This window comes from Rhodovulum sp. HP10 (genome assembly GCF_047553435.1).
Lineage (GTDB): Bacteria > Pseudomonadota > Alphaproteobacteria > Rhodobacterales > Rhodobacteraceae > Rhodovulum.
The window spans coordinates 3,109,702-3,130,397 of sequence record NZ_CP180201.1 but is presented as its reverse complement, the minus strand read 5'-3'; the positions used below and the strand labels follow the sequence as shown (position 1 = coordinate 3,130,397).

Sequence of the window (20,696 nt, the reverse complement as noted above, 5' to 3'; positions counted from 1 at the left end):
CGCCTCAGCGCGCCGCCACGGGGATATTGTCGATCAGCCGCACCCCGCCCAGATGTGCCGCCACCAGCAGCCGGGCCGGCACGTCCGGGGCCTCGAGCGGCGCCAGATCGGCAGCCGCGCGCAATTCGAGATATTCGACCTCGGCAAAGCCTGCCGCCAGGATCGCGCCCCGCGCCGTTGCCAGCGCCGCCCCCGCCCCGGTCCCGGCCTCGAGCGCCCGCCGCGCCTCGACAAGCGCATGATAAAGCGCCGGCGCCGTGGCCCGCACATCCCCGGGCAGAAGCGCATTGCGCGAGGACAGCGCCAGCCCGTCGGGCTCGCGCACCGTGGGGCAGCCCACGATCTCGACCGGAATGTCGAGATCGCGCACCAGCCGCCGCACCACCATCAGCTGCTGATAATCCTTCTCGCCGAAAAAGGCGCAATCGGCGCCGGTCTGCAGCAACAGCTTGGTCACGACCGTCGCCACGCCGTCGAAATGGCCCGGCCGATGCGCGCCGCAAAGCCCCTCGCTGACGCCCGTGACCGAAACCGCGCTGGAAAAGCCCGGCGGATAGATCTGATCGGGCGCGGGCACATAGATCGCATCGACCCCGAGCGGCGCCAGCTTCTCGGCATCGCGCGCCTCGGTACGCGGATAGCGCGCCAGATCGCCCGGATCGTTGAATTGTCTCGGGTTGACGAAGATCGTCACGATCACCCGGTCGGCCGCAGCCTTCGCGGCGGCAGCGAGGCTCAGATGCCCGTCATGCAGCGCGCCCATGGTCGGCACCACCGCGACGCGGGCGCCCCCGGCCCGCCACTCGGCCCGAATTGCGCGCAGCGTCTCAAGGCTGCGCAGGATCGGCGCGCTCATGCGGCACCTCCGGTCTTGTCGGCAAAGACATGTTCGGGACCGGGGAAACGCCGGGCGCGGACCTCCCCGGCATAAGCCTCGGCCGCCGCGCGGGCGGCCGCGCCCAGCTCGGCATAGCGCTTGACGAATTTCGGCCGGAAGCCGGTGAAGACGCCCAGCATGTCATCGACGACAAGGATCTGCCCGTCGCAGCGCGCCGAGGCGCCGATGCCGATGGTCGGGATCGGAACGGCCTCCGTGATCCGGTCGGCCAGCGCCTCGGGCACCTTTTCCAGCACCACCGCGAAGGCGCCCGCCTCGGCCACCGCTTGCGCATCGGCCAGCACCCGCGCGCCGTCCGCGCCCCGGCCCTGCACCTTGTAGCCGCCGAAGCCCATCACGCCCTGCGGCGTCAGCCCGACATGGGCCATCACCGGAATGCCGCGCGCGGTCAGGAACCTTATCGTCTCGGCCATCGCCGCCCCGCCTTCCAGCTTTACCGCGCCGCAGCCGGTCTCGGCCATCAGCCGCGCGGCGTTGCGGAAGGCCTGTTCGGGGCTTTCCTCATAGCTCCCGAAGGGCATGTCGACGACCATCAGCGCCTGTGAGAGCCCGCGCGCCACCGCCCGGCCATGCATCAGCATCATCTCCATGGTGACGCCCAGCGTCGAGGGCAGCCCATGCAGCACCATGCCCACACTGTCGCCCACCAGAACGACATCGCAGGCGGCATCGACCGCCTCGGCCATCGGCGTGGTATAGGCGGTCAGGCAGACCAGCGGCGTGCCCCCTTTCCTCGCCCGGACCCCGGCCACCGTCATCTGGCGGCTTTCCGCACTTGCACTCATCCTGTCCTCCCTCACCCTTCCTTGGCGGGCCTTATAGCGCGCTGCAGCGCAGAATCCAGCGCGGCGGCGCGGCCCGGGCCTTGCCTTGCCCCCCCGCACGGCCTCAGATGGGGGCGGAACGGAAAGGAGACCGCAGGATGCGCCCCATTCGGACGACCGCCCTGAACCTCGCCCTCGCGCTGCCCGTCGCGCTGCATCTGATCGCCGGGCCGGCACAGGCCGCGCCGCCGGAGACGATCACCATCGGCATGGTGCTCGAGCCGCCCAATCTCGACCCGACCTCGGGCGCGGCCGCCGCCATCGACGAGGTGGTCTATGCCAATCTCTTCGAGGGCCTCACCCGCTTCGCCCCCGACGGCACCGTGGTGCCGGGCCTCGCCGCCAGCTGGGAAGCGAACGAGGCCGCCACCGTCTACACCTTCCATCTGCGGGAGGGCGTGCGCTTTCACGACGGCACGGCGATGGAGGCCGCGGACGTGGTCTTCACCCTCGACCGCGCCCGGGCCCCCGAGAGCACCAATGCCCAGAAGGCCCTGTTCGACGGGATCGAAAGCGTCGCCGCCCCCGATCCGCTGACGGTCACGATCACGCTTGCCCGGCCCGACGGCGCGTTTCCCTTCAAGATGGCCTGGGGCGATGCGGTGATCCTCGCCCCCGAAACCGCCGGGACCGAGGCCACCGCCCCGGTCGGCACCGGCCCGTTCCGGTTCGAGCGCTGGGTCCATGGCGACCGGGTCGAGCTGGTGCGCAACCCCGATTACTGGGGCCCGCCCCCGGCGCTGGCCCGCGCCACCTTCAAGTTCATCCCCGATCCGAACGCGGCCTATGCGGCAATGATGGCGGGCGATGTCGACGCCTTCCCGAATTTTCCCGCCCCCGAGACGCTGCCGCAATTCGAGGCCGATCCGCGGTTCCGGGTGATCGTCGGCACCACCGAGGGCGAGACCATCCTCGCGCTCAACAACCGCCGCGCGCCGCTTGACGACATCCGGGTGCGCGAGGCAATTGCCCATGCCATCGACCGGCAGGACATCATCGACGGCGCGATGTTCGGCTATGGCACGCCCATCGGCACCCATTTCGCGCCGCATCATCCCGATTATGTCGACCTCACCGCGCTGTCGGGGCATGATCCGAAAATGGCCCGGTCGCTGCTGGCCCAGGCCGGGCAGACCGACCTCACCCTGCGCCTCGCGCTGCCGCCGCCCAGCTATGCCCGGCGCGGCGGCGAGATCGTGGCCGCCGAACTGCGCGCCGCCGGGATCGAGACCGAGATCACCAACCTGGAATGGGCGCAATGGCTCGACCAGGTATTCAAGCGGCGCGATTTCGACCTGACCATCGTCAGCCATACCGAGCCGATGGATATCGGCATTTATGCCCGGCCCGACTACTATTTCGGCTATGGCAAACCGGATTTCGCGGCCCTGATGGACCGGCTTGCGGGCGCGACCGCCCCCGAGGAGCGCTCGGAGATCCTGCAGGCGGCGCAACGGATGATCGCCGAGGATTACGTCAACATCTATCTCTTCCAGCTCGCCAAGACCGGCGTCGCCAATGCGAAGATCGAAGGGCTCTGGGAAAACGCACCGACCCAGGCCAATGACCTGACCGCCGTGCGCTGGACCGACTGATCCGGAGGAACGCCTGCGGCGCAAGCCTTCTGGCCTGCCCCTGACGGGGCAGGCGGGCTTTCGGGTATTTGATCCAAGAAGAAACCGCAGCTGGCTTCTTCTTGGTCCAAATACCCATGTCGCGACAGCAGCGACCGCGCAGAGAGCCCGCCCCTCAGTCGATCACGTTGAACCCGGGCCCGTAGGGATAGCCGGTGATGTTTTCCGCACCCTCCCCGGTGACGATCAGGATGTCGTGTTCGCGGTAGCCACCGGCGCCGGGACGGCCCCGGGGAATGGTCAGCATCGGCTCCATCGAGATCACCATGCCGGGTTCCAGCACGGTGTCGATATCCTCGCGCAGCTCCAGCCCGGCCTCGCGGCCATAGTAATGCGACAGGATCCCGAAACTGTGGCCATAGCCGAAGCTGCGATAGTGCAGCAGATCGCGCTCGGCGAGGAAATCATTGAGGCGATGGGTGATCTCGGCACAGGAGATGCCCGGTTTCAGCAGCGACATGCCATATTCATGGGCTGCCAGATTGGCCTCCCACAGCGCCAGCATCGCCGGATCGGGCGCACCCAGAACCATGGTCCGCTCGAGCGCGGTATAATAGCCCGAAATCATCGGAAAGGCGTTCAGCGACAGCAGGTCTCCGCGCTGCAGCACGCGGCCGGTCAGAGGGGTATGGGCACCCTCGGTATTCGGCCCGGACTGGAACCAGACCCAGGTGTCGCGATATTCGGCCTCGGGGAAACGCCGCGCGATCTCCAGCTCCATCGCGTCGCGCCCGGCCATCGCCACGTCGATCTCGCGCGCGCCCTCGCGCACCGCCGCGCGGATGGCATGGCCGCCCAGATCTGCCACCGCCGCCCCGGCCCGGATCAGGTCGAGCTCGGCCGCGCTCTTGCGCATCCGCTGCTCCATGGTCGCGGGCGCCAGATCGACCGTGCCCGCGGGCGCAAGGAAGGTGTCAAGCTCGTCCCGCCGGGCCAGCGTCAGGTGATCGGCCTCGATCCCGACGCAACGCCCCTGCCCCGCGACATGCGCGACCGCACGCCAGAAATTGTCGCGCGCCCAGTCGGTATAGCTCAGCGCCTCGCCATGGCAACGCCGCCAGGGCTGGCCCCCGTCGATGCCCGCACCGATCAGGACCGACTGCGAGGCGGTCACCACCAGCGCATAGGGCCGGCCGAAGCTGCAATAGAGAAAGCCCGAATAATAGGCCACGTTCTGCATCGAGGTCAGCACCGCGACCTCGGCGCCGGTGGCGTCCATCGCGGCCCGAAGCCCCATCAGGCGGGTGTCGTATTCCTCGGCCGAAAATGGCAGTGGCGCCTTCTCGTCTCCGGGGAAACGGCAGAAGGCGGGGCGGGGATCGGATCGGGTCATGAAAGCTCCCTCGGCAGGTGTCCCGGCACGCGGCCGGGGCATCGGATCTTCCCGGCGTACAGGAGAACAGGCGGCAGGCGCCGGGCAACGGGGCGCCAAACGCCCCCCGCGCGCGACGCCATCGGCGCGACGCCCGGTTGCGAGGATACAGCCGCCGCCCGGTCTGGCAAGCTGGCACGCCGGCAATCGCGACGGCGATTGCACTGGCGCGCCCCCCGCCCCTTGGCCTAGTTTCGGCGCCATGCTGCGATATGCCCTGACCCGCCTCCTGTCGCTGTCGCTGAGCCTGGTCGCCGCCAGTCTCGCGATCTTTGCGGCCATCGAGGTGATCCCGGGCGATCCGGCCGCCTACATGCTGGGGCTGAACGCCGCGCCCGAGACGGTGGCGGCGCTGCGCGACGAGCTGGGGCTCTCGGGCACGCTCTGGGCGCGCTATCTCGACTGGGTCTCGGGGCTCGCGACCGGCGACATGGGGCTGTCCTACACCTATCGCGTGCCGGTCGCCGATCTGGTGACCGAGCGGCTCGCGGTCTCGCTGCCGCTCGCGGCCTATGCGCTGGCGCTGTCGACGGCGATCGCGCTGCCGGTGGGGCTCTGGGCCGCAGCACGGCGCGGGCGGCCGGCAGATCTGGGGATCATGGCGGCGACGCAGCTGGGCATCGCGGTGCCGAATTTCTGGTTCGCGATGCTTCTGGTGCTGGTCTTCGCGGTCAAGCTGCGCTGGGTCTCGGCGGGCGGCTTTCCGGGCTGGGAGGCGGGGCTTGGCCCCGGCATCAAGGCGCTGACGCTTCCGGCGGTGGCGCTGGCCCTGCCCCAGGCCGCGATCCTCGCGCGGGTGATGCGCTCGGCGCTGATCGAGACGCTGGGGCAGGACTATATCCGCAGCGCCCGCGCCAAGGGCCTGAGCCGGGCCCAGGCGCTCCGCCGCCATGCCTTCCGCAACGCGCTGATCCCGGTCCTGACCATCCTCGGGCTGCAATTCTCCTTTCTGCTGGCAGGGGCCATCATCATCGAGAACGTGTTCTTCCTGCCCGGGCTCGGGCGGCTGATCTTCCAGGCCATCACCCAGCGCGACCTGATCGTGGTCGAAAGCGTGGTGATGCTGCTGGTCTTCGCGGTGATCCTCGTCACCTTCCTCGTCGATCTGGCCTATGCCGCGGTCGATCCGCGGCTGAGGCGCCGATGAGCGCGCGTCCGGCCCTGATCGCGGGCGGCCTGCTCAGCGGCAGCGTGCTGGCGCTGGCGGCGCTGTCGCTTGTCTGGGTGCCCCATGACGTCGCCGCGCTGAACATCGCCGAGCGGCTGCGCCCGCCCGGTGACGCCCATCCGCTGGGAACCGACCATCTGGGCCGGGACATGCTGTCGATGCTGATGGTGGGCGCGCGCAGCTCGATCGCGGTGGCGCTGGTCGCGGTCGGCATCGGCATGGCCGCGGGCGTGCCGCTGGGGCTGATGGCGGCAGCAACCCGCGGCGGTTGGCTCGACGAGATCGTCATGCGCATGAACGACCTGATCTTCGCCTTCCCGGCGCTGGTGATCGCGATCCTGATCACCGCCATTCTCGGCCCCTCGGCGCTGAACGCGATCCTGGCCATCGGCATCTTCAACATCCCGGTCTTCGCCCGGGTCACGCGCGGCGCCGCACTCGGCCTCTGGACGCTCGATTATATCCGCGCGGCCGAACTGTCGGGCAAGGGCCGCGCCCGGATAAGCACCGAACATGTCCTGCCCAATATCGCCAATCTGCTGATCGTGCAGGCGACGATCCAGTTCAGCCTCGGCATCCTCGCCGAGGCGGGGCTGTCCTATGTCGGGCTGGGGGCGCAGCCGCCGACGCCCAGCTGGGGCCGGATGCTGGCCGAGGCGCAGACCATGATCTACAGCGCGCCCCGGCTCGCGATCCTGCCGGGGCTGGCCATCGTTCTGACCGTTCTGGGGCTGAACCTTCTGGGCGACGGGCTGCGCGACGCGCTCGATCCCCGGCTGAGGAGAGCCGCCCGGTGATCGCGATCGAGGGGCTCAGCCTCCGCATCAACGGGCTGCCGGTGCTCCGGCAGGTCTCGCTCGGGATCGGCCGGGGCGAGATCCTGGGACTGGCGGGCGAAAGCGGCTCGGGCAAGTCGATGACCGCGCTTGCGCTGATGCGGCTTCTGCCCGAGGGCGCGCGGGCCGGGGGCCGGATCCGTCTCGACGGGCGCGACCTGATGGATCTGTCCGAACGGCAGATGTGCCGGATACGCGGCCGCGATCTGGGGATGATCTTCCAGGAGCCGATGACCGCGCTGAACCCGGTCAAGACGATCGGAGATCAGGTCGCCGAGACGCTGATCGTGCATGGCGAGGCAAGCCGGGCCGAGGCGCGGCGCGCGGCTGCGCGGCTCCTGCACCGGGTCGGGCTGCCGCCCGAGCGGTTCCCGCCCGGCCGCTTTCCGCATGAGCTCTCGGGCGGGCAGCGCCAGCGGGTCTGCATCGCCATGGCCATCGCCCTGCGCCCGCAACTGCTGATCGCCGACGAGCCGACCACCGCGCTCGATGTCACCACCCAGGCGCGGATCCTCGATCTGCTGAAGGCGCTGGTGGCCGAGACCGGCATGGGACTCTTGCTGATCACCCATGATCTGGCGGTGATCTCGGGATTTGCCGACCGTCTGGCGGTGATGCGCGCGGGCGAGATCGTCGAGGAGGGTCCGGCCGCATCCGTGCTTGCCGCCCCAAGCCACCCCTATACCCGCGCCCTTGTCGCCGCCTCGACGCACAGACCTTCGAGCGCCCCGCCACTGCCCGGTCCGCCGCTTCTCGAGGTCAGGGGCGCGGTCCGCACCTATCCCGGCCCGCATCGCGGGCTGTGGCGCCGACCGCCGCCGCAGCGCGCGGTCGACCGCGTCAGCTTCGCCATCGCGCGCGGGGAAAGCCTCGGCCTCGTGGGCGAATCGGGATGCGGCAAATCGACCCTCGCGCGCGCCGTTCTGGGGCTCGAGCCGCTTCAGGGCGGCGAGATCCGGCTTGGCGGCACCGCGATCCGGGCCGGGACGCCGATGCCCAGGCAGATCCGGCGCAGGATGAACGCGGTCTTCCAGGACCCCTATGGCAGCTTCAATCCGCGCCATAGCGTCGCCCGGCTGATCGCCGAGCCGTTCCACCTGACCGGCCGCCCCGCCGATGCCACGGCCCGGATCGACGAGGCGCTGACCGCCGTGGGACTCGATCCGGCGGACCGCACGCGCTTCATCCACGAATTCTCAGGCGGCCAGCGGCAACGGATCGCCATCGCCCGGGCCCTGATCGCCCGGCCCGATCTGATCGTGCTTGACGAGGCGGTCTCGGCGCTTGACGTTCAGGTCAGGGCACAGATCCTCGACCTTCTGGCGGATCTCAGGGCGCGTTTCGGCCTGTCCTATCTTTTCATCAGTCACGACCTCTCGGTGGTCAAGTCGATCACCGAACGGGTGCTTGTGATGAAGGCCGGCAGGATCGTAGAGGAAGGGGCGACAGAAAAGGTACTGCATGAACCGGCGCATGCCTATACCAAGGCGTTGTTGGCCGCCGCTCCGAAGCTGAAGGAACCGGATTAGACACATATGCGCGAGCTTTGGTTCGAAACCGACCGCTGCTTCATCGGCGGGGTCTGGCAGCCCCCTGCCAGCCGCGATTTCCTCGCCGTCGAGAATCCCTCGACCGGGGCGCCGATCGGCTCGATCGCGCGCGGCAAGGTGGCCGATATCGACGCTGCGGTCACCGCGGCCGACGAGGCGCGCCAGGGCCCCTGGGGCCGGATGACCGCGACCGAGCGCGGGCGCGTGCTGACCCGGATCGGCCAGTTCGTGCGCGGCCGGGCCGAGACGCTGGCGCGGATCGAGGCGACCGATGTCGGCAAGCCGCTGACCCAGGCCCGCGCCGATGCGATGACGCTGGCGCGCTATCTCGAATTCTACGGCGGCGCCGCCGACAAGGTGACGGGCGAGACCATCCCCTACATGGAGGGCTATACCGTCTACACCCTGCGCGAGCCGCATGGGGTGACGGGCCACATCATTCCCTGGAACTACCCGATGCAGATCATCGGGCGCTCGGTCGGCGCGGCGCTGGCGATGGGCAATGCCTGCGTGCTGAAACCCGCCGAAGAGGCCTGCCTGACCGCGCTGGCCTTCGCCAAGCTGGCCGAGGAGGCGGGCCTGCCCGATGGCGCGCTGAACGTGGTACCGGGCCTTGGCGAGGAGGCGGGTGCGGCGCTGGCCTCGCATCCCGGGGTCGATCACATCTCGTTCACGGGCTCGCTTTCGGTCGGGCGCAAGGTTCAGGCCGAGGCCGCGCGCCATGTCGCGCCGGTGACGCTCGAGCTCGGCGGCAAGTCGCCCCAGATCGTCTTTGCCGATGCCGATCTCGAAGCGGCGCTGCCCTTCCTGGTCAATGGCGGGTTGCAGAATGCGGGCCAGAGCTGCTCGGCCGCGTCGCGCATCCTGGTCGAGCGGCGGCTTTACGACGAGCTGGTCGGGCGCATGGCCGAAGCCTATCGCGGGCTCTGGGTCGGGCCCGCACTCGAGGATCTCAATCTCGGGCCGCTGATCTCGTCCCGGCAGAAGGAGATCGTGCTGGATTACCTCAAGAAGGGCGAGGATCTCGAGACCGCGGCCGAGGGCCGGATCATCGGCAATGCGCCCGCGGGCGGCTATTACGTGGCGCCGCGGCTGCTGACCCGGGTGCCGCCCGGGCACCGTCTGGCCCAGGCCGAGATCCTCGGCCCGGTGCAGGTGGTGATCCCGTTCGGCGACGAGGAGGAGGCGGTGGCCATTGCCAATGGCACCGGTTACGGACTGGTCGCCGCGGTCTGGACCCGCGATGGCGCCCGGCAGATGCGGATGGCCCGCAAGCTGCGCGCGGGCCAGGTCTATCTCAACAATTACGGTGCCGGCGGCGGCGTCGAGCTGCCCTTCGGCGGCACCGGCCTGTCGGGGCACGGCCGCGAGAAAGGATTTCAGGCTTTGTACGGTTTTTCGGTTCTGAAGACGGTGGCTGCCCGCCATGGATGAAACTGCCCCCGTGACGGAACTGAACCCGGCTGGGCTGTCGGCAACGCCGCTCCGGCGCGACGACATGGCCCCGCCGGAGGCCCGCGATGCGCGCTACGAGGCCAATTATGACCGCACCACCTTGTGGTACGATGCGTTCTGGCGCGAGGATCGCGGCGAGGTGACGGTGATCGCGCCTCTCCTGCTCAATCTGGCCCGGCCGCTGTCGCAGGCCAGGGTCCTGCTGGACGGTCGCCCCGCGCGGTTGCGCCGCCGCCGGTTCCAGCGCCACGAGATATGGCGGCTGCCCGCGCCCGCGAGGCCTGAGCGTTTGCGCGTCGAGGGCGAGGGCTGGGTGGTGGAAGCGGCCGTCGGACGGGTCCGGCCCGAGCCCTTCGCCGGACGCAATGTTCTGCTGACGATTTCGCGCAACAACGACCTGCAATGGGTCCGCGACCATGCCCTGTTTCACCGCAAGACGCAGGGGGCCGAGGCCTTTCTGTTCATCGACAACGGATCGGATGCCTATGCGCCCGGCGATATCGCGCGCGTCATCGAGGAGACCGGGCTTGCCGCGCATGTGGTCTCGGCGCCCGTGCCCTACGGACCGGTGATCCGGGGCGTGTCGAACCCGCACCGGGCCAAGTTCTTCCGACCGGCCATGATGAACCTTGCCCGGCTGCGCTATCTCTATGGCGCGCGGGCCGTTCTGAATTCCGATATCGACGAGCTGGTCTGGTCCGAAGGCCGCAGCGTCTTCGACATGGCCGTGGCCCATCCCATCGGATTTGCGCCTTTCCGTGGCCGCTGGCGGGTGCCGGCCCCCGAGGCGCAGCCGCCGCTGCGCCATGTCGACCATTTTGTCCTGCCCGAGGAAGAACATGCCTGCCCGATCAAATATGCGGTCGCGCCGGGACGGCTTGCGGGCCGGTTCAACTGGGATGTGCACAGGCTCGAACGGCTGCCCTTCAAACACCGCTTCGTGCGACAGGAGGCCGGTTACTGGCACTGCGCGGCGGTCTCGACCGGGTGGAAATCCAGCGGGCGGCTGACAATGCCCGGCAGCGGCAGGGTCGATGAAGCGCTCAGGGCGCTGCTTCGGCGCGTCCTTGGCGACGGAGAGGCTTCGTCCTGACGCCGGGCTTTCTTCGGGCCGCGTGTCATGGGTATTTTTACCAAGAAGAAGACGAAAGGGGCGCGATGCGGCCGGGACCACGGAACCTTGTGACCGATGTGGCGGGGCTGACGGTCGGCCAGGCCGGGGATGCGCGGGTGAAGACCGGCGTGACGGTTCTGCTGGGCGAGGCGTCCTTCGTGGCCGGGGTGCATGTGATGGGCGGCGCGCCCGGCACCCGCGAGACCGATCTGCTGGCGCCCGACCGGCTGGTGCAGGAGGTCGATGCGCTGGTTCTGTCGGGTGGCTCGGCCTTCGGGCTCGATGCCGCGGCGGGCGTGACCGAGGGGCTGCGCGCGATGGGCCGGGGCTTTGAGGTCGCGGGGCAGCGGGTCCCGATCGTGCCGGGTGCGATCCTGTTCGATCTGGCCAATGGCGGTGACAAGGACTGGGACGAGGCGCCCTATCGCGCGCTTGGCCGGGCGGCGCTGGCCGCGGCCTCCGAAGAGATCGAGCTGGGCAGTGCGGGCGCGGGGCTGGGCGCCACCACGGCCGATCTGAAGGGCGGGCTGGGCTCGGCCTCGCTGGTGCTGGAGAGCGGCATCACCGTCGGTGCGCTGGTCGCGGTCAATGCGCTGGGCTCGGCGGTGATGGGGGGCGGGCCGGAATTCTGGGCCGCCCCCTTCGAGATCGGGGCCGAGTTCGGCGGGCTTGGGCCGGGGCGCCACGACCCCTATGCCGAGCCGCGGCCCGAGGCCAAGCTCGGCCAGTCGACCACCATCGCCATCGTCGCGACCGATGCGGCGCTGACACAGGCCCAGGCCACGCGGATGGCCATTGCCGCCCATGACGGCATGGCCCGCGCGCTGGTGCCGAGCCATACGCCCTTCGACGGCGATCTGGTCTTTGCCGCCGCGACCGGGGCGAAGCCGCTGCCCGGGGACGGGTTCGAGGCGCTCAGGCTGGGCCATGCCGCCGCCATCTGCCTGGCCCGCGCCATCGCCCGCGGCGTCTATCTGGCACGCCCGGCTCCCGGCGACCCGCAGCCCTGCTGGCAGGACCGGTTCGGCGCCTGAGACGCCCCGGGTGGGGGAGCTGCCTGCATTCACCCTGGGGCCGCCGAGGGCCGAAGCGAGGCAATCGCCCCCATGACCCCGAGGCGGGTTTTCTCGCTGCGCAGGGAAACCCGAGCCGTTTGCTCCGCCGAGAGGAATTCCCGATCTGCTGCCGCCCGGCACGGTGAATGCAGAGAGCGCAGGCCCGGATTGGGGCCTCGGCGCCGCGCAGGCCGGACCGGAATGCGCGCAGATATCCGGCGCCCCTGGCGGTCTCGGCGATGGGATGGGCACCGCCCGGCGCGCCCCCGATCAGGCCCCGATCAGACCATCGCCGCGAGGGCCGGCCGGAAACGCAGCCGGACAGGCGCCCGAGAGACATCGATGCCGGCAGGAATTCTCGTGATCGGCCCCCGCGCGAACGCCCTGTCCCCCGAGACCGAGGCCCTGCCTTCTGCCAGTCGTCTCACCGCGGGCCGCGCCCTCCCCTCATTGACAAGGCGCTCCCGGACCGCGGAGGTTTCCGCGTTCCGAAAGCGTGAAGGCCCGCAACCCATTTGCCCAATTCCGGCGGAAGCCCGCCCCACCGGCCGGAACGCCCCAGCGACACATGCCCGATTGCCGGGACCGCTGCGCCCGGTGCTGCCCGCCCGCAGCGGAGGAACAGCCTTGCGGGGATGCTAGATCTCAAGCCCGTCGAACAGCGCCGTGGCAAGCGGGCTGTCGGCACGCGCAAGCCCGTCGATCACGTTGAAATGATGATGCCCCGGATCCACGGTCAGCGCCGCGCCGGTCCAGGCCTCGGCCAGCCAGCGCGCCTGATCGATAAAGACCGGACGCTCGTCGCCGCCGACCCAGACATGGACCGGCACATCGGCCAAGGGCGTCATCAGCGCCGGGCTTTCGGCCGCAGCGATCTCTGCATCGAGCCCGAGCGGGCCGGCCATCCTGGTCCTGAGCAGCGGGCGCAGGTCGGAAAGCAGCGAGATCGGCATCGCCCGGGCGATCCGGTCGGCAACCCTCCCGGGCAGCGCGGCATCGGGGCAGAGCATCCGCGCCATCAGATGGCCCCCCGCCGAATGCCCGGCCAGCACCAGCGGCCCCGTCTCCACGCAGCCGGCGGCCGCCGCGACCGCGGCGCGGATATCCGCGGTGATCTCGGGGATCGTGACCTCGGGCGCCAGCCGGTAGGAGGGCAGCGCCGCTGCAAAGCCCCGCGCCAGCGCCGCTTCGGCCATATGCGACCAGAAGGACTTGTCGAACCGCATCCAGTAGCCGCCATGGACGAAGACCATCAGCCCCCTCGGCTTCGTCTCCGGGAAGAACAGATCGAAACGCTGGCGGGGATGATCGTCATACGGGCGGTCGAGCTCGGCCCGGACGCCTTTCCGGAACGCTTCGGCCGCCGCCGTGAGCCGCGCCGGATAGGTTTCCGAGTCGGGAATGTGGGGAGCGTTTGCATAGGCATCGTCCCAGTCGACAGTTTCCGCTTGCATGACCATTTGTCGCGCCTCCAAATACGGGTCACAGACCATCCAAGGGAGACGTATCGATGCCTGCACGCGACCTCAAGAGCCTGCTCAAGGACCCGGACCTGCTGGAAACCCGGGCCTATCTGGCCGGCGACTGGGCCGGTGCCGATGACGGCGCGACCTTCGCGGTGACCAACCCGGCCGATGGCGAGACCCTCTGCGAGGTGCCCGAGATGGGCCGCGCCGAGACCGCGCGCGCCATCGAGGCCGCGGCCGCCGCACAGAAACGCTGGGCCGCGAAGACCGCGAAAGAGCGCGCCAACACCATGCGCAAATGGTACGATCTCTTGATGGCCGCGCAGGACGATCTGGCCATGATCCTGACCGCCGAGATGGGCAAGCCGCTGGCCGAGGCCCGGGGCGAGATCGCCTATGGCGCCTCCTTCGTCGAATGGTTCGCCGAAGAGTCCAAGCGGATCTATGGCGAGACCATTCCCGGCCACCAGCCCGACAAGCGCCTGACCGTGATCCGCCAGCCGGTGGGCGTCGTGGCCGCGATCACGCCCTGGAACTTTCCCAATGCGATGATCACCCGCAAGGCCGCGCCGGCGCTGGCCGCGGGCTGCGCCATCGTCATCAAGCCCGCCGCCGAGACCCCGCTTTCGGCGCTGGCCATGGCCGTTCTGGCCGAGCGCGCGGGCCTGCCCAAAGGACTTTTCTCGGTCGTCACCTCGACGAAATCGCCCGATATCGGCCTCGAATTCAGCGAGAATCCGCTGGTGCGCAAGATCACCTTCACCGGCTCGACCGGGGTCGGCCGCATCCTGCTGCGCCAGGCCGCCGATCAGGTCAAGAAATGCTCGATGGAGCTGGGCGGCAATGCCCCCTTCATCGTGTTCGACGATGCCGATCTCGACGCCGCCGTGCTGGGCGCCATCGCCTGCAAGTTCCGCAATAACGGCCAGACCTGCGTCTGCGCCAACCGGATCTACGTGCAGGCGGGCGTCTATGACGCCTTCGCCGCCAAGCTGGTCGAGGCGGTCGGCAAGCTCAGGGTCGGCGACGGCATGGAGGAGGGCACCGATCTCGGCCCGCTGATCTCGGAGGCCGCGCGCGAGAAGGTCGAGACCCATCTGGCCGATGCCACCGCCAAGGGCGCGAAGGTCATCCTCGGCGGCAAGCCGCATCAGCGCGGCGGCACCTTCTTCGAGCCCACCATCGTCACCGGCGCCACCCGCGAGATGCAGTTCGCCACCGACGAGACCTTCGGCCCGCTGGCGCCGCTGTTCCGCTTCGAGACCGAGGATGACGTCATCGCCATGGCCAATGACACCATCTTCGGGCTGGCCTCGTATTTCTACGCCCGCGACCTGTCGCGGGTCTACAAGGTGGCCGAGGCGCTGGAATATGGCATCGTCGGCGTCAATACCGGTGTGATCTCGACCGAGGTCGCGCCCTTCGGGGGCGTCAAGCAATCGGGGCTCGGCCGCGAGGGCAGCCGACACGGCATCGAGGACTATCTCGAGATGAAATACATCTGCATGTCGGTCTGACCCGGGACCGGCAGCCCCGACGAAAGATGAGAGAACGGCGCAGGCGGACCGGGACAACCGGCCCGCCTGCGGTCATTTCCGCCTTGACCCCGAAGCGCCTGTCGGCGGAACATCGGACCCAGACGGGACGGCGGCCCGACGCCACAGGCGGCCGCACCCGACCTCCGGGACCGGCCCCCGCCGATGCCGGACCCGGGCGCAGGACCTCCTCGGGGCGGCGGATCGACCCGTTCGACGCCACCGACAGGAGGATTTCATCGCATGCGCTGCTTCACCATCCTGGGCCCCACGCAATCTGGCAAGACGACCTTGCTCGGGGCCCTGGGCGAGCTCGAGGGCCGACCGGTCACGGCCGCCTTCACCGACGCCCTGACCGTCAGCCAGTTCTCCTATCTGGGCGAGGCCTGGGCCGGGTTCGACATCGCGGGCGGGCCCGACCATCTGGGCCAGGCCGGCGAGGCGCTGGCCGCCTCGGATGCCGCCATTCTCTGCGTGGGCCCCGACCCCGACATGGCGGTGCTGGCCGCGCCCTATCTGCGGCTGATCGAAAAGTCCCAGGTGCCCTGCTTCATCTTCATCAACAAGATGGACCAGGACGAGGCCCGGATCCGCGACATCGTCGGCGCGCTGCAGGCCTATGCCAACCACCATATCGTCCTGCGCCAGGTGCCGATGCGGGATGCCGAGGGGCATGTGACGGGCTCGGTCGATCTGGTCTCGGAACGCGCCTTCCAGTATCGCGAGGGGCAAAGCTCGAAGCTGATCGAGATCCCCTCCGCGATCCAGGACCGCGAGCAGGAGGCCCGGGGCGAGTTGCTCGAGCATCTGGCCGATTTCGATGACGGGCTGATGGAACAGCTCATCGAGGACCGCGCACCCGCCTCGGAGGAGGTATACTCCATCCTCGCCGGGGCCCATCGCGACAATGCGATCATGGCCGCCTATCTGGGCGCCGCAAGCCATGGCAACGGGCTGAGCCGGCTGATGAAGGCGCTGCGCCACGAGGCACCGGGGCGCGAGGCGATCGGGCTCCGGCTCGGGATCGAGGCGCCGCTGGCCCTGGGCGTCGCCTCCGACACCCGCAAGCATGTCGGCAAATCGACCCTGATCCGGGCGCTGGGCCGGGGCATCCGCCATGGCGAGCCGCTGGCCGGGGCCGCGCTCGGCACCCTGACCGGGATCGACGGCAAGGCGGTGGCCGAACCGCTCGACCCCGGCACGCTGGCGGTGGCGGTCAAGTCCGACCATCTCGACCCGGGCATGGCCTATGGCGCCGAAACCAGCCTGCCGCTGCCGCGCTGGACCCGGGGCCGGCCGCCGAGCTATCCGCGCCTGCTCCTGCCCGCGAACGAACGCGACGATGCGCGCCTCTCGGCCGCCCTGGGCCGGATGGCGGCGACCGATCCGGGGATGGAGACCGCGCAGGATGGCGAGACCGGTCATGCGGTTGTGCATCTGCAGGGCCCGATCCATCTGCGCCGGGTGCTGGCCAGGCTGGCCGAGGATTTCGGCATCGAGGCGGTCGAGCAGCCGGTTTCGGGGATCTACCGCGAGACCGTGACGAAGCCGGTCGAGACCCATTACCGCCACCGCAAGCAATCGGGCGGTGCCGGGCAGTTCGCCGATGTGGTGCTCGCGGTCCGGCCGCAGGGGCGCGGCGCGGGCTTTGCCTTCGACGAAACCATCAAGGGCGGCACCGTGCCCCGCAACTACATTCCCGCGGTCGAGGCCGGGGCGCGCGAGGCGATGGAGCGCGGGCCGCTCGGCTTTCCGGTGGTCGATGTCGCGGTGACGCTGCTCGACGGCAAGGCCCATGCGGTCGACAGCTCGGACCATGCCTTCCGCACCGCGGCCAAGGCCGGGATCCGCGAGGCGCTGGAGCAGGCCGGCACGGTCGTGCTGCAGCCGATCGAGCGGGTCGAGATCCATGTGCCCGCCCTCCATTCCGGCGCGCTGGTGGCGCTGGTCAGCAGCCTCAAGGGCCAGGTCCTGGGCTTCGAGGCCCATGGCCGCGCCCGCGGCTGGGACCTGTTCCGGGCGCTGCTTCCGGCCGCGGCCCGGGAAGAGCTGTTCCAGGCGCTGGGCGGTCTCAGCCAGGGCACCGCCTGGTTCGAGAGCCATTTCGACCATTACGAGGAGCTTCACGGCAAGGATGCCGACCGCATCCGCGAGGCCCGCGCCGCCGAGCTGGCCTGACCGGCGCGCCTTGCCTGACGGGACGGGCTGCCGCAGACACCGGCGCGGCCCGCCCCTCGGGAGGCCAGCAACGAGGAGGGGCGCAGGGGACACCCTGCCCCCCGCGTCCCGGCCGATGATCAGCCGGTGATCAACGGGAGTGACGACCATCCCTAGCGATGATCTGAAGCGCCTTGCTCACCACAACGGCAATCGCGCCGCCGATCCAGCCCGCCAGAAAGGCATTTATGGCAACTGCCGTTCCCATCAGGGCAAGGCCCATATTTCCGATCAGGAATGTCATCAGAAGGCCGCAGACGATCGGAACGAGAAGAATTGCCCTGACGAAAGCCGACTGCGCCAGATACCAGACCCAGGTCGCGTGCAGGGCCTTCTTGAAACGAGGCAGGGGGTCCCTTCGCAAATCCTCCGCGTGATGCCCGTATTTTCGTCGCTCAGGCATCGTGCCACGGCCGGCACGGGCCGGGAAACCGGAAGATGCTTCGAATGAAAGATGACCAGCGCCAATCGGGCTTGCGGGCCATCGTCCTGCCGGAAGGCCCGGCCTCTGCGCGCGGGGTTGGCACGAAAGGGCGCGCGGGATGTCCCGCGCGCCCATGACCGTCGGTTCCGTATGCGGTGGCTCAGACCGCCGCGCCCTCGGGCTGCGCGGCAGTCTCGCGGGCCTCGATGCTGCGCGCCGCATCGCTCGAGATCTCGATCCGGCGGGGTTTCAGCGCCTCGGGCACCTCGCGCATCAGATCGACATGCAGCATGCCGTCGGCATGGGTCGCGCCGGTCACGCGGACATGATCGGCCAGCGCAAAGCGGCGCTCGAAGGCGCGGGTCGCGATGCCGCGATGCAGGAAGGTCCGCTCGGTCTCCTCGGGCGCCTTGCGCGCGGCGATCACCAGCGCGCCGTCCTTGACCTCGACCGCCAGTTCATCGGCGGCAAAGCCGGCCACGGCGACCGAGATCCGGTAGCCCTGATCCGAGGTCTTCTCGATATTGTAGGGCGGGTAGGTCGGCTGGGCCATGTCGCTGGCCATCACCCGGTCCATCAGGTCCGCGACCCGGTCGAAGCCGACGGTGGCGCGGTAAAGCGGGGCAAAATCATAGTGACGCATGGTGCATCCTCCATTGAGCGATGTCGTCTGTCTGCTGGCCCTCCCGACAGGGGACTGGCCGGTTTCGCGGACCCAGAAGGCGTCCGCAATCTCTAGCTGGGAACGGGCGGGGCCGGTGTCAAGACCTTCACGGCGGCGCCTGTGGCCGTCCGGAACACCCTGCCGGAAAGCCCCCTGCCCCTGCCCTTGCGCTATCGCGCCGGGATCAGGGCCGCAGAGGCCTGACGTCAGCGCCGGGCACCAATCCCGTGCCGAACCGGGACATGCCATGGCGCCCCCGGCGCGCCGCGACGGGGCGATCCGCCGCCAGCCCTGCGCGCAGCCCCTTCAGCCCGTCATGAGGGACCGCAGCCAGCGCCACCTCATCTGTTCCGAACGCGGCCCTGGCCGAGACCACCGACAGGATGCGCGGCAGGCCGTCCCCGATCCGGAAGACCGGCGCGCCGGAGGCTCCGAAACCGACCGCGCAGGACAGCATCACCACGCCATCGATCCCGGCCAACACATGGCAGCCCTCCTGCAGCGAGGCCATGTCCGGGCGCTCGCGCGCATGGGACACCACCGCCACTGCCTCGCCCTGCCGCGGCCCGGGTGCGATGCCGAAGGGCACGAGCCCCGGCAGCCGGATCGCCCGGTCCAGCTCCAGCAATGCCAGATCGTGCCGCACCCGGCCGACCGAGGCCGCCTTGCCATGGATGTAACCGGGATGCACCGCGCCGCGCCGGATGCGGTGCAAGGCTTCGGCCCGGCCGTTGCGCCAGCCCGCGCGGAATTCCAGCCCCGCCAGCGGCAGCCGACGGCCGGTTGTCCCGTCAAAGAGGCAATGCGCGGCGGTCAGCACCTGATCGGGCGCGACCAGCGCGGCCGTGCAGAAGCCGCCCCCGCCCAGTTCGAGCCGCCCGACCGCCTCCCAGCCCCGCGACTGCTGGCCGGTGACAAGCGGTTGCAGCGGCCGGTCGGCGCCCGTCCCGGCCGTTCCCCCAAACGCGGCCTCGGGCGCGGCGGCCCAAGCGGGTGCCGAGGCCGCCAGCCCCGCGATCATCCCGGCCAGCACCACCCCACAGAGGCGCAGGCCCCGGCGGAAAAGCGCATCAGGACGCGGAAAGAAAAGGCGGCATGGATGCATGCCACCGCCCTGGCACCCGCGCACGGCGATATTGCGGCATGCGCCGGGCGGGATACGGCATCCGGGCCGTCACCGACAGGGAATGACGCTCAGCCCGCCCCCAGCGCCCGCGGCCGCGGCCCGCCGGTCGCCCAGTCGACCAGCTCGACCGTATGCAGGACCGGCACACCCGTGCCCGAGCCGATCTGCGCGATGCAGCCGATATTGCCCGCCGCGATCACATCCGGCGCCTTCGCTTCCAATGTCCGGACCTTGCGCGCCTTCAGCTGCCCCGCGATCCCGGGCTGAAGCAGATTGTAGGTGCCGGCCGACCCGCAGCACAGATGCGCATCGACCGGCTCGACCACCTCGAAGCCCGCCCGGCGCAGCACCGTCTTCGGCGCGTCCTTCACCTTCTGCCCGTGCTGCAGCGAGCAGGCCGCATGATAGGCCACGCGCAGCCCGCCCCGGCCGGGCGGCAGATCCAGCCGCTCGAGCAGTTCGGAAATGTCCACCGCGCGTTCGGCCACCGCCGCCGCCTGCCCGGCCAGCGGATCGTTGCGGAACATGTGGCCGTAATCCTTCACCGTGGTGCCGCAGCCGCTGGTATTGACGACGATGGCGTCAAGCCCCTCGCCCGCGATCTCGGCCGACCAGGCCCGGATCGCCTGTGCCGCCTGGGCATGAGCCTCCCCGGCGCGGCCCATATGATGGGTCAGCGCCCCGCAGCAGCCCATGCCGCGCGCCACCACCACCTCGACCCCGTGCCGGGTCAGCACCCGGATCGTCGCATCGTTGATATCGGGATCGAGCGCCTTCTGCGCGCAACCGGTCAGAAGCGCGACCCGCATCCGTCGCGCGCCCCGGGCCGGAAACACCTGCGGCCGGTCGCTCTCGCCCGGCGGACGCAGATCGGGCGGCGCCATCTCCAGCATGGCCCGAAGCCGCGGATCGGGCATCAGCCGCGCGAACGGCCGCCCCAGCCGCGCCAACCGCAGCGCGACCCGGAACCGCCCCGGAAAGGGCAGCGTCTTCGCCACCAGCCAGCGCAAAGCCCGGTCGCGCCAGGGCCGCCGGTAGGTCGCCTCGATATGGGCGCGGGCCTGATCGACCAGATGCATGTAATGCACGCCCGAGGGGCAGGTCGTCATGCAGGCAAGGCAGGACAGGCAGCGGTCGACATGACGCACGGTCTTCTCATCGGCGGGCCGGCCGCTCTCGAGCATGTCCTTGATCAGGTAGATCCGTCCGCGCGGACTGTCGAGCTCGTCGCCGAGGATCTGATAGGTCGGGCAGGTCGCGGTACAGAAGCCGCAATGAACGCAGGCCCTGAGGATCTCGTTGGCCCGGGCAAGCGCCGGGTCCTGCAGCTGCGCCTCGGTGAAATTCGTCTGCATCGG

17 protein-coding genes are annotated in these 20,696 nt (G+C 69.8%); 9 read left to right on the top strand and 8 right to left on the bottom strand.

Annotation, left to right across the window (positions count from 1 at the left end; translation table 11 throughout):
• Positions 1-4: 4 nt before the first annotated feature.
• Both panC and panB read right to left on the bottom strand, forming a co-directional pair.
• The gene (gene panC / locus ACK8CO_RS14710) at positions 5-856 is read right to left on the bottom strand and encodes a pantoate--beta-alanine ligase (protein ID WP_080617156.1); all 852 of its coding nucleotides are present in this window, start codon (positions 854-856) and stop codon (positions 5-7) included.
• Entirely contained in the window at positions 853-1,683 is an 831-nt protein-coding gene (gene panB / locus ACK8CO_RS14705; protein ID WP_080617157.1) for a 3-methyl-2-oxobutanoate hydroxymethyltransferase, read from the bottom strand. The genes panC and panB overlap by 4 nt, the downstream gene beginning before the upstream one ends.
• Before the next feature lie 137 nt (positions 1,684-1,820).
• Between panB and ACK8CO_RS14700 the strand changes: the two genes are divergently transcribed.
• Positions 1,821-3,317, top strand: coding sequence for an ABC transporter substrate-binding protein (locus ACK8CO_RS14700; RefSeq protein ID WP_414897104.1), 1,497 nt, complete (start codon positions 1,821-1,823; stop codon positions 3,315-3,317).
• 154 nt (positions 3,318-3,471) lie between these two features.
• Here ACK8CO_RS14700 and ACK8CO_RS14695 read toward each other — a convergent pair whose 3' ends face one another.
• Positions 3,472-4,689 carry an aminopeptidase P family protein gene (locus ACK8CO_RS14695; RefSeq protein WP_414897103.1) on the bottom strand — a complete coding sequence of 406 codons (1,218 nt, stop codon included), beginning with the start codon at positions 4,687-4,689 and terminating at the stop codon, positions 3,472-3,474.
• Between the two features lie 241 nt (positions 4,690-4,930).
• Here ACK8CO_RS14695 and ACK8CO_RS14690 point away from each other — a divergent pair, with 241 nt between their 5' ends.
• The 6 genes from ACK8CO_RS14690 (at position 4,931) to ACK8CO_RS14665 (ending at position 11,885) form a co-directional block, all read left to right on the top strand.
• Positions 4,931-5,875, top strand: coding sequence for an ABC transporter permease (locus ACK8CO_RS14690; RefSeq protein ID WP_080617160.1), 945 nt, complete (start codon positions 4,931-4,933; stop codon positions 5,873-5,875).
• Positions 5,872-6,693, top strand: a complete 822-nt coding sequence (locus ACK8CO_RS14685) for an ABC transporter permease (protein WP_414897102.1) — start codon at positions 5,872-5,874, stop codon at positions 6,691-6,693. The genes ACK8CO_RS14690 and ACK8CO_RS14685 overlap by 4 nt, the downstream gene beginning before the upstream one ends.
• Complete coding sequence (locus ACK8CO_RS14680; protein ID WP_414897101.1) at positions 6,690-8,261, top strand: ABC transporter ATP-binding protein; 1,572 nt, start codon at positions 6,690-6,692, stop codon at positions 8,259-8,261. The genes ACK8CO_RS14685 and ACK8CO_RS14680 overlap by 4 nt, the downstream gene beginning before the upstream one ends.
• Positions 8,262-8,267: 6 nt before the next feature.
• Positions 8,268-9,716 carry an aldehyde dehydrogenase family protein gene (locus ACK8CO_RS14675; RefSeq protein ID WP_080617163.1) on the top strand — a complete coding sequence of 483 codons (1,449 nt, stop codon included), beginning with the start codon at positions 8,268-8,270 and terminating at the stop codon, positions 9,714-9,716.
• Entirely contained in the window at positions 9,709-10,830 is a 1,122-nt protein-coding gene (locus tag ACK8CO_RS14670; protein WP_414897100.1) for a hypothetical protein, read from the top strand. The genes ACK8CO_RS14675 and ACK8CO_RS14670 overlap by 8 nt, the downstream gene beginning before the upstream one ends.
• A gap of 65 nt (positions 10,831-10,895) precedes the next feature.
• Positions 10,896-11,885, top strand: a complete 990-nt coding sequence (locus tag ACK8CO_RS14665) for a P1 family peptidase (protein ID WP_414897099.1) — start codon at positions 10,896-10,898, stop codon at positions 11,883-11,885.
• A 659-nt stretch (positions 11,886-12,544) separates the two neighbouring features.
• On the opposite strand, the gene ACK8CO_RS14660 is transcribed toward ACK8CO_RS14665, so the two are convergent.
• Positions 12,545-13,366, bottom strand: a complete 822-nt coding sequence (locus tag ACK8CO_RS14660; protein ID WP_414897098.1) for an alpha/beta hydrolase — start codon at positions 13,364-13,366, stop codon at positions 12,545-12,547.
• 50 nt (positions 13,367-13,416) lie between these two features.
• On the opposite strand from ACK8CO_RS14660, the gene ACK8CO_RS14655 reads away from it, so the two are divergent.
• Positions 13,417-14,889, top strand: a complete 1,473-nt coding sequence (locus tag ACK8CO_RS14655; protein WP_414897097.1) for an NAD-dependent succinate-semialdehyde dehydrogenase — start codon at positions 13,417-13,419, stop codon at positions 14,887-14,889.
• A 261-nt stretch (positions 14,890-15,150) separates the two neighbouring features.
• Positions 15,151-17,085, top strand: a complete 1,935-nt coding sequence (locus tag ACK8CO_RS14650) for an elongation factor G (protein WP_414897096.1) — start codon at positions 15,151-15,153, stop codon at positions 17,083-17,085.
• Positions 17,086-17,215: 130 nt separating this feature from the next.
• On the opposite strand, the gene ACK8CO_RS14645 is transcribed toward ACK8CO_RS14650, so the two are convergent.
• The 4 genes from ACK8CO_RS14645 to glcF all read right to left on the bottom strand — a co-directional run bounded on the left by ACK8CO_RS14645 (position 17,216) and on the right by glcF (position 20,693).
• Complete coding sequence (locus ACK8CO_RS14645; RefSeq protein WP_414897095.1) at positions 17,216-17,683, bottom strand: hypothetical protein; 468 nt, start codon at positions 17,681-17,683, stop codon at positions 17,216-17,218.
• A 25-nt stretch (positions 17,684-17,708) separates the two neighbouring features.
• On the bottom strand, positions 17,709-18,191 hold the full coding sequence (locus ACK8CO_RS14640; RefSeq protein ID WP_414897094.1) for an Hsp20 family protein: 483 nt from the start codon (positions 18,189-18,191) through the stop codon (positions 17,709-17,711).
• Positions 18,192-18,396: 205 nt separating this feature from the next.
• Positions 18,397-19,317 (bottom strand): trypsin-like serine peptidase, encoded by a 921-nt coding sequence (locus tag ACK8CO_RS14635; protein ID WP_414897093.1) that lies wholly within the window; start codon positions 19,315-19,317, stop codon positions 18,397-18,399.
• A gap of 89 nt (positions 19,318-19,406) precedes the next feature.
• Entirely contained in the window at positions 19,407-20,693 is a 1,287-nt protein-coding gene (glcF, locus tag ACK8CO_RS14630) for a glycolate oxidase subunit GlcF (RefSeq protein WP_080617171.1), read from the bottom strand.
• Between the last annotated feature and the right edge of the window lie 3 nt (positions 20,694-20,696).

What these genes read in the sequence shown, in the direction of transcription:
- panC (WP_080617156.1), bottom strand. Translation starts at nt 856, where the DNA reads ATGAGCGCGCCGATCCTGCGCAGCCTTGAGACGCTGCGCGCAATTCGG.
- panB (WP_080617157.1), bottom strand. Translation starts at nt 1,683, where the DNA reads ATGAGTGCAAGTGCGGAAAGCCGCCAGATGACGGTGGCCGGGGTCCGG.
- ACK8CO_RS14700 (WP_414897104.1), top strand. Translation starts at nt 1,821, where the DNA reads ATGCGCCCCATTCGGACGACCGCCCTGAACCTCGCCCTCGCGCTGCCC.
- ACK8CO_RS14695 (WP_414897103.1), bottom strand. Translation starts at nt 4,689, where the DNA reads ATGACCCGATCCGATCCCCGCCCCGCCTTCTGCCGTTTCCCCGGAGAC.
- ACK8CO_RS14690 (WP_080617160.1), top strand. Translation starts at nt 4,931, where the DNA reads ATGCTGCGATATGCCCTGACCCGCCTCCTGTCGCTGTCGCTGAGCCTG.
- ACK8CO_RS14685 (WP_414897102.1), top strand. Translation starts at nt 5,872, where the DNA reads ATGAGCGCGCGTCCGGCCCTGATCGCGGGCGGCCTGCTCAGCGGCAGC.
- ACK8CO_RS14675 (WP_080617163.1), top strand. Translation starts at nt 8,268, where the DNA reads ATGCGCGAGCTTTGGTTCGAAACCGACCGCTGCTTCATCGGCGGGGTC.
- ACK8CO_RS14670 (WP_414897100.1), top strand. Translation starts at nt 9,709, where the DNA reads ATGGATGAAACTGCCCCCGTGACGGAACTGAACCCGGCTGGGCTGTCG.
- ACK8CO_RS14665 (WP_414897099.1), top strand. Translation starts at nt 10,896, where the DNA reads ATGCGGCCGGGACCACGGAACCTTGTGACCGATGTGGCGGGGCTGACG.
- ACK8CO_RS14660 (WP_414897098.1), bottom strand. Translation starts at nt 13,366, where the DNA reads ATGGTCATGCAAGCGGAAACTGTCGACTGGGACGATGCCTATGCAAAC.
- ACK8CO_RS14655 (WP_414897097.1), top strand. Translation starts at nt 13,417, where the DNA reads ATGCCTGCACGCGACCTCAAGAGCCTGCTCAAGGACCCGGACCTGCTG.
- ACK8CO_RS14650 (WP_414897096.1), top strand. Translation starts at nt 15,151, where the DNA reads ATGCGCTGCTTCACCATCCTGGGCCCCACGCAATCTGGCAAGACGACC.
- ACK8CO_RS14645 (WP_414897095.1), bottom strand. Translation starts at nt 17,683, where the DNA reads ATGGGCGCGCGGGACATCCCGCGCGCCCTTTCGTGCCAACCCCGCGCG.
- ACK8CO_RS14640 (WP_414897094.1), bottom strand. Translation starts at nt 18,191, where the DNA reads ATGCGTCACTATGATTTTGCCCCGCTTTACCGCGCCACCGTCGGCTTC.
- ACK8CO_RS14635 (WP_414897093.1), bottom strand. Translation starts at nt 19,317, where the DNA reads ATGCATCCATGCCGCCTTTTCTTTCCGCGTCCTGATGCGCTTTTCCGC.
- glcF (WP_080617171.1), bottom strand. Translation starts at nt 20,693, where the DNA reads ATGCAGACGAATTTCACCGAGGCGCAGCTGCAGGACCCGGCGCTTGCC.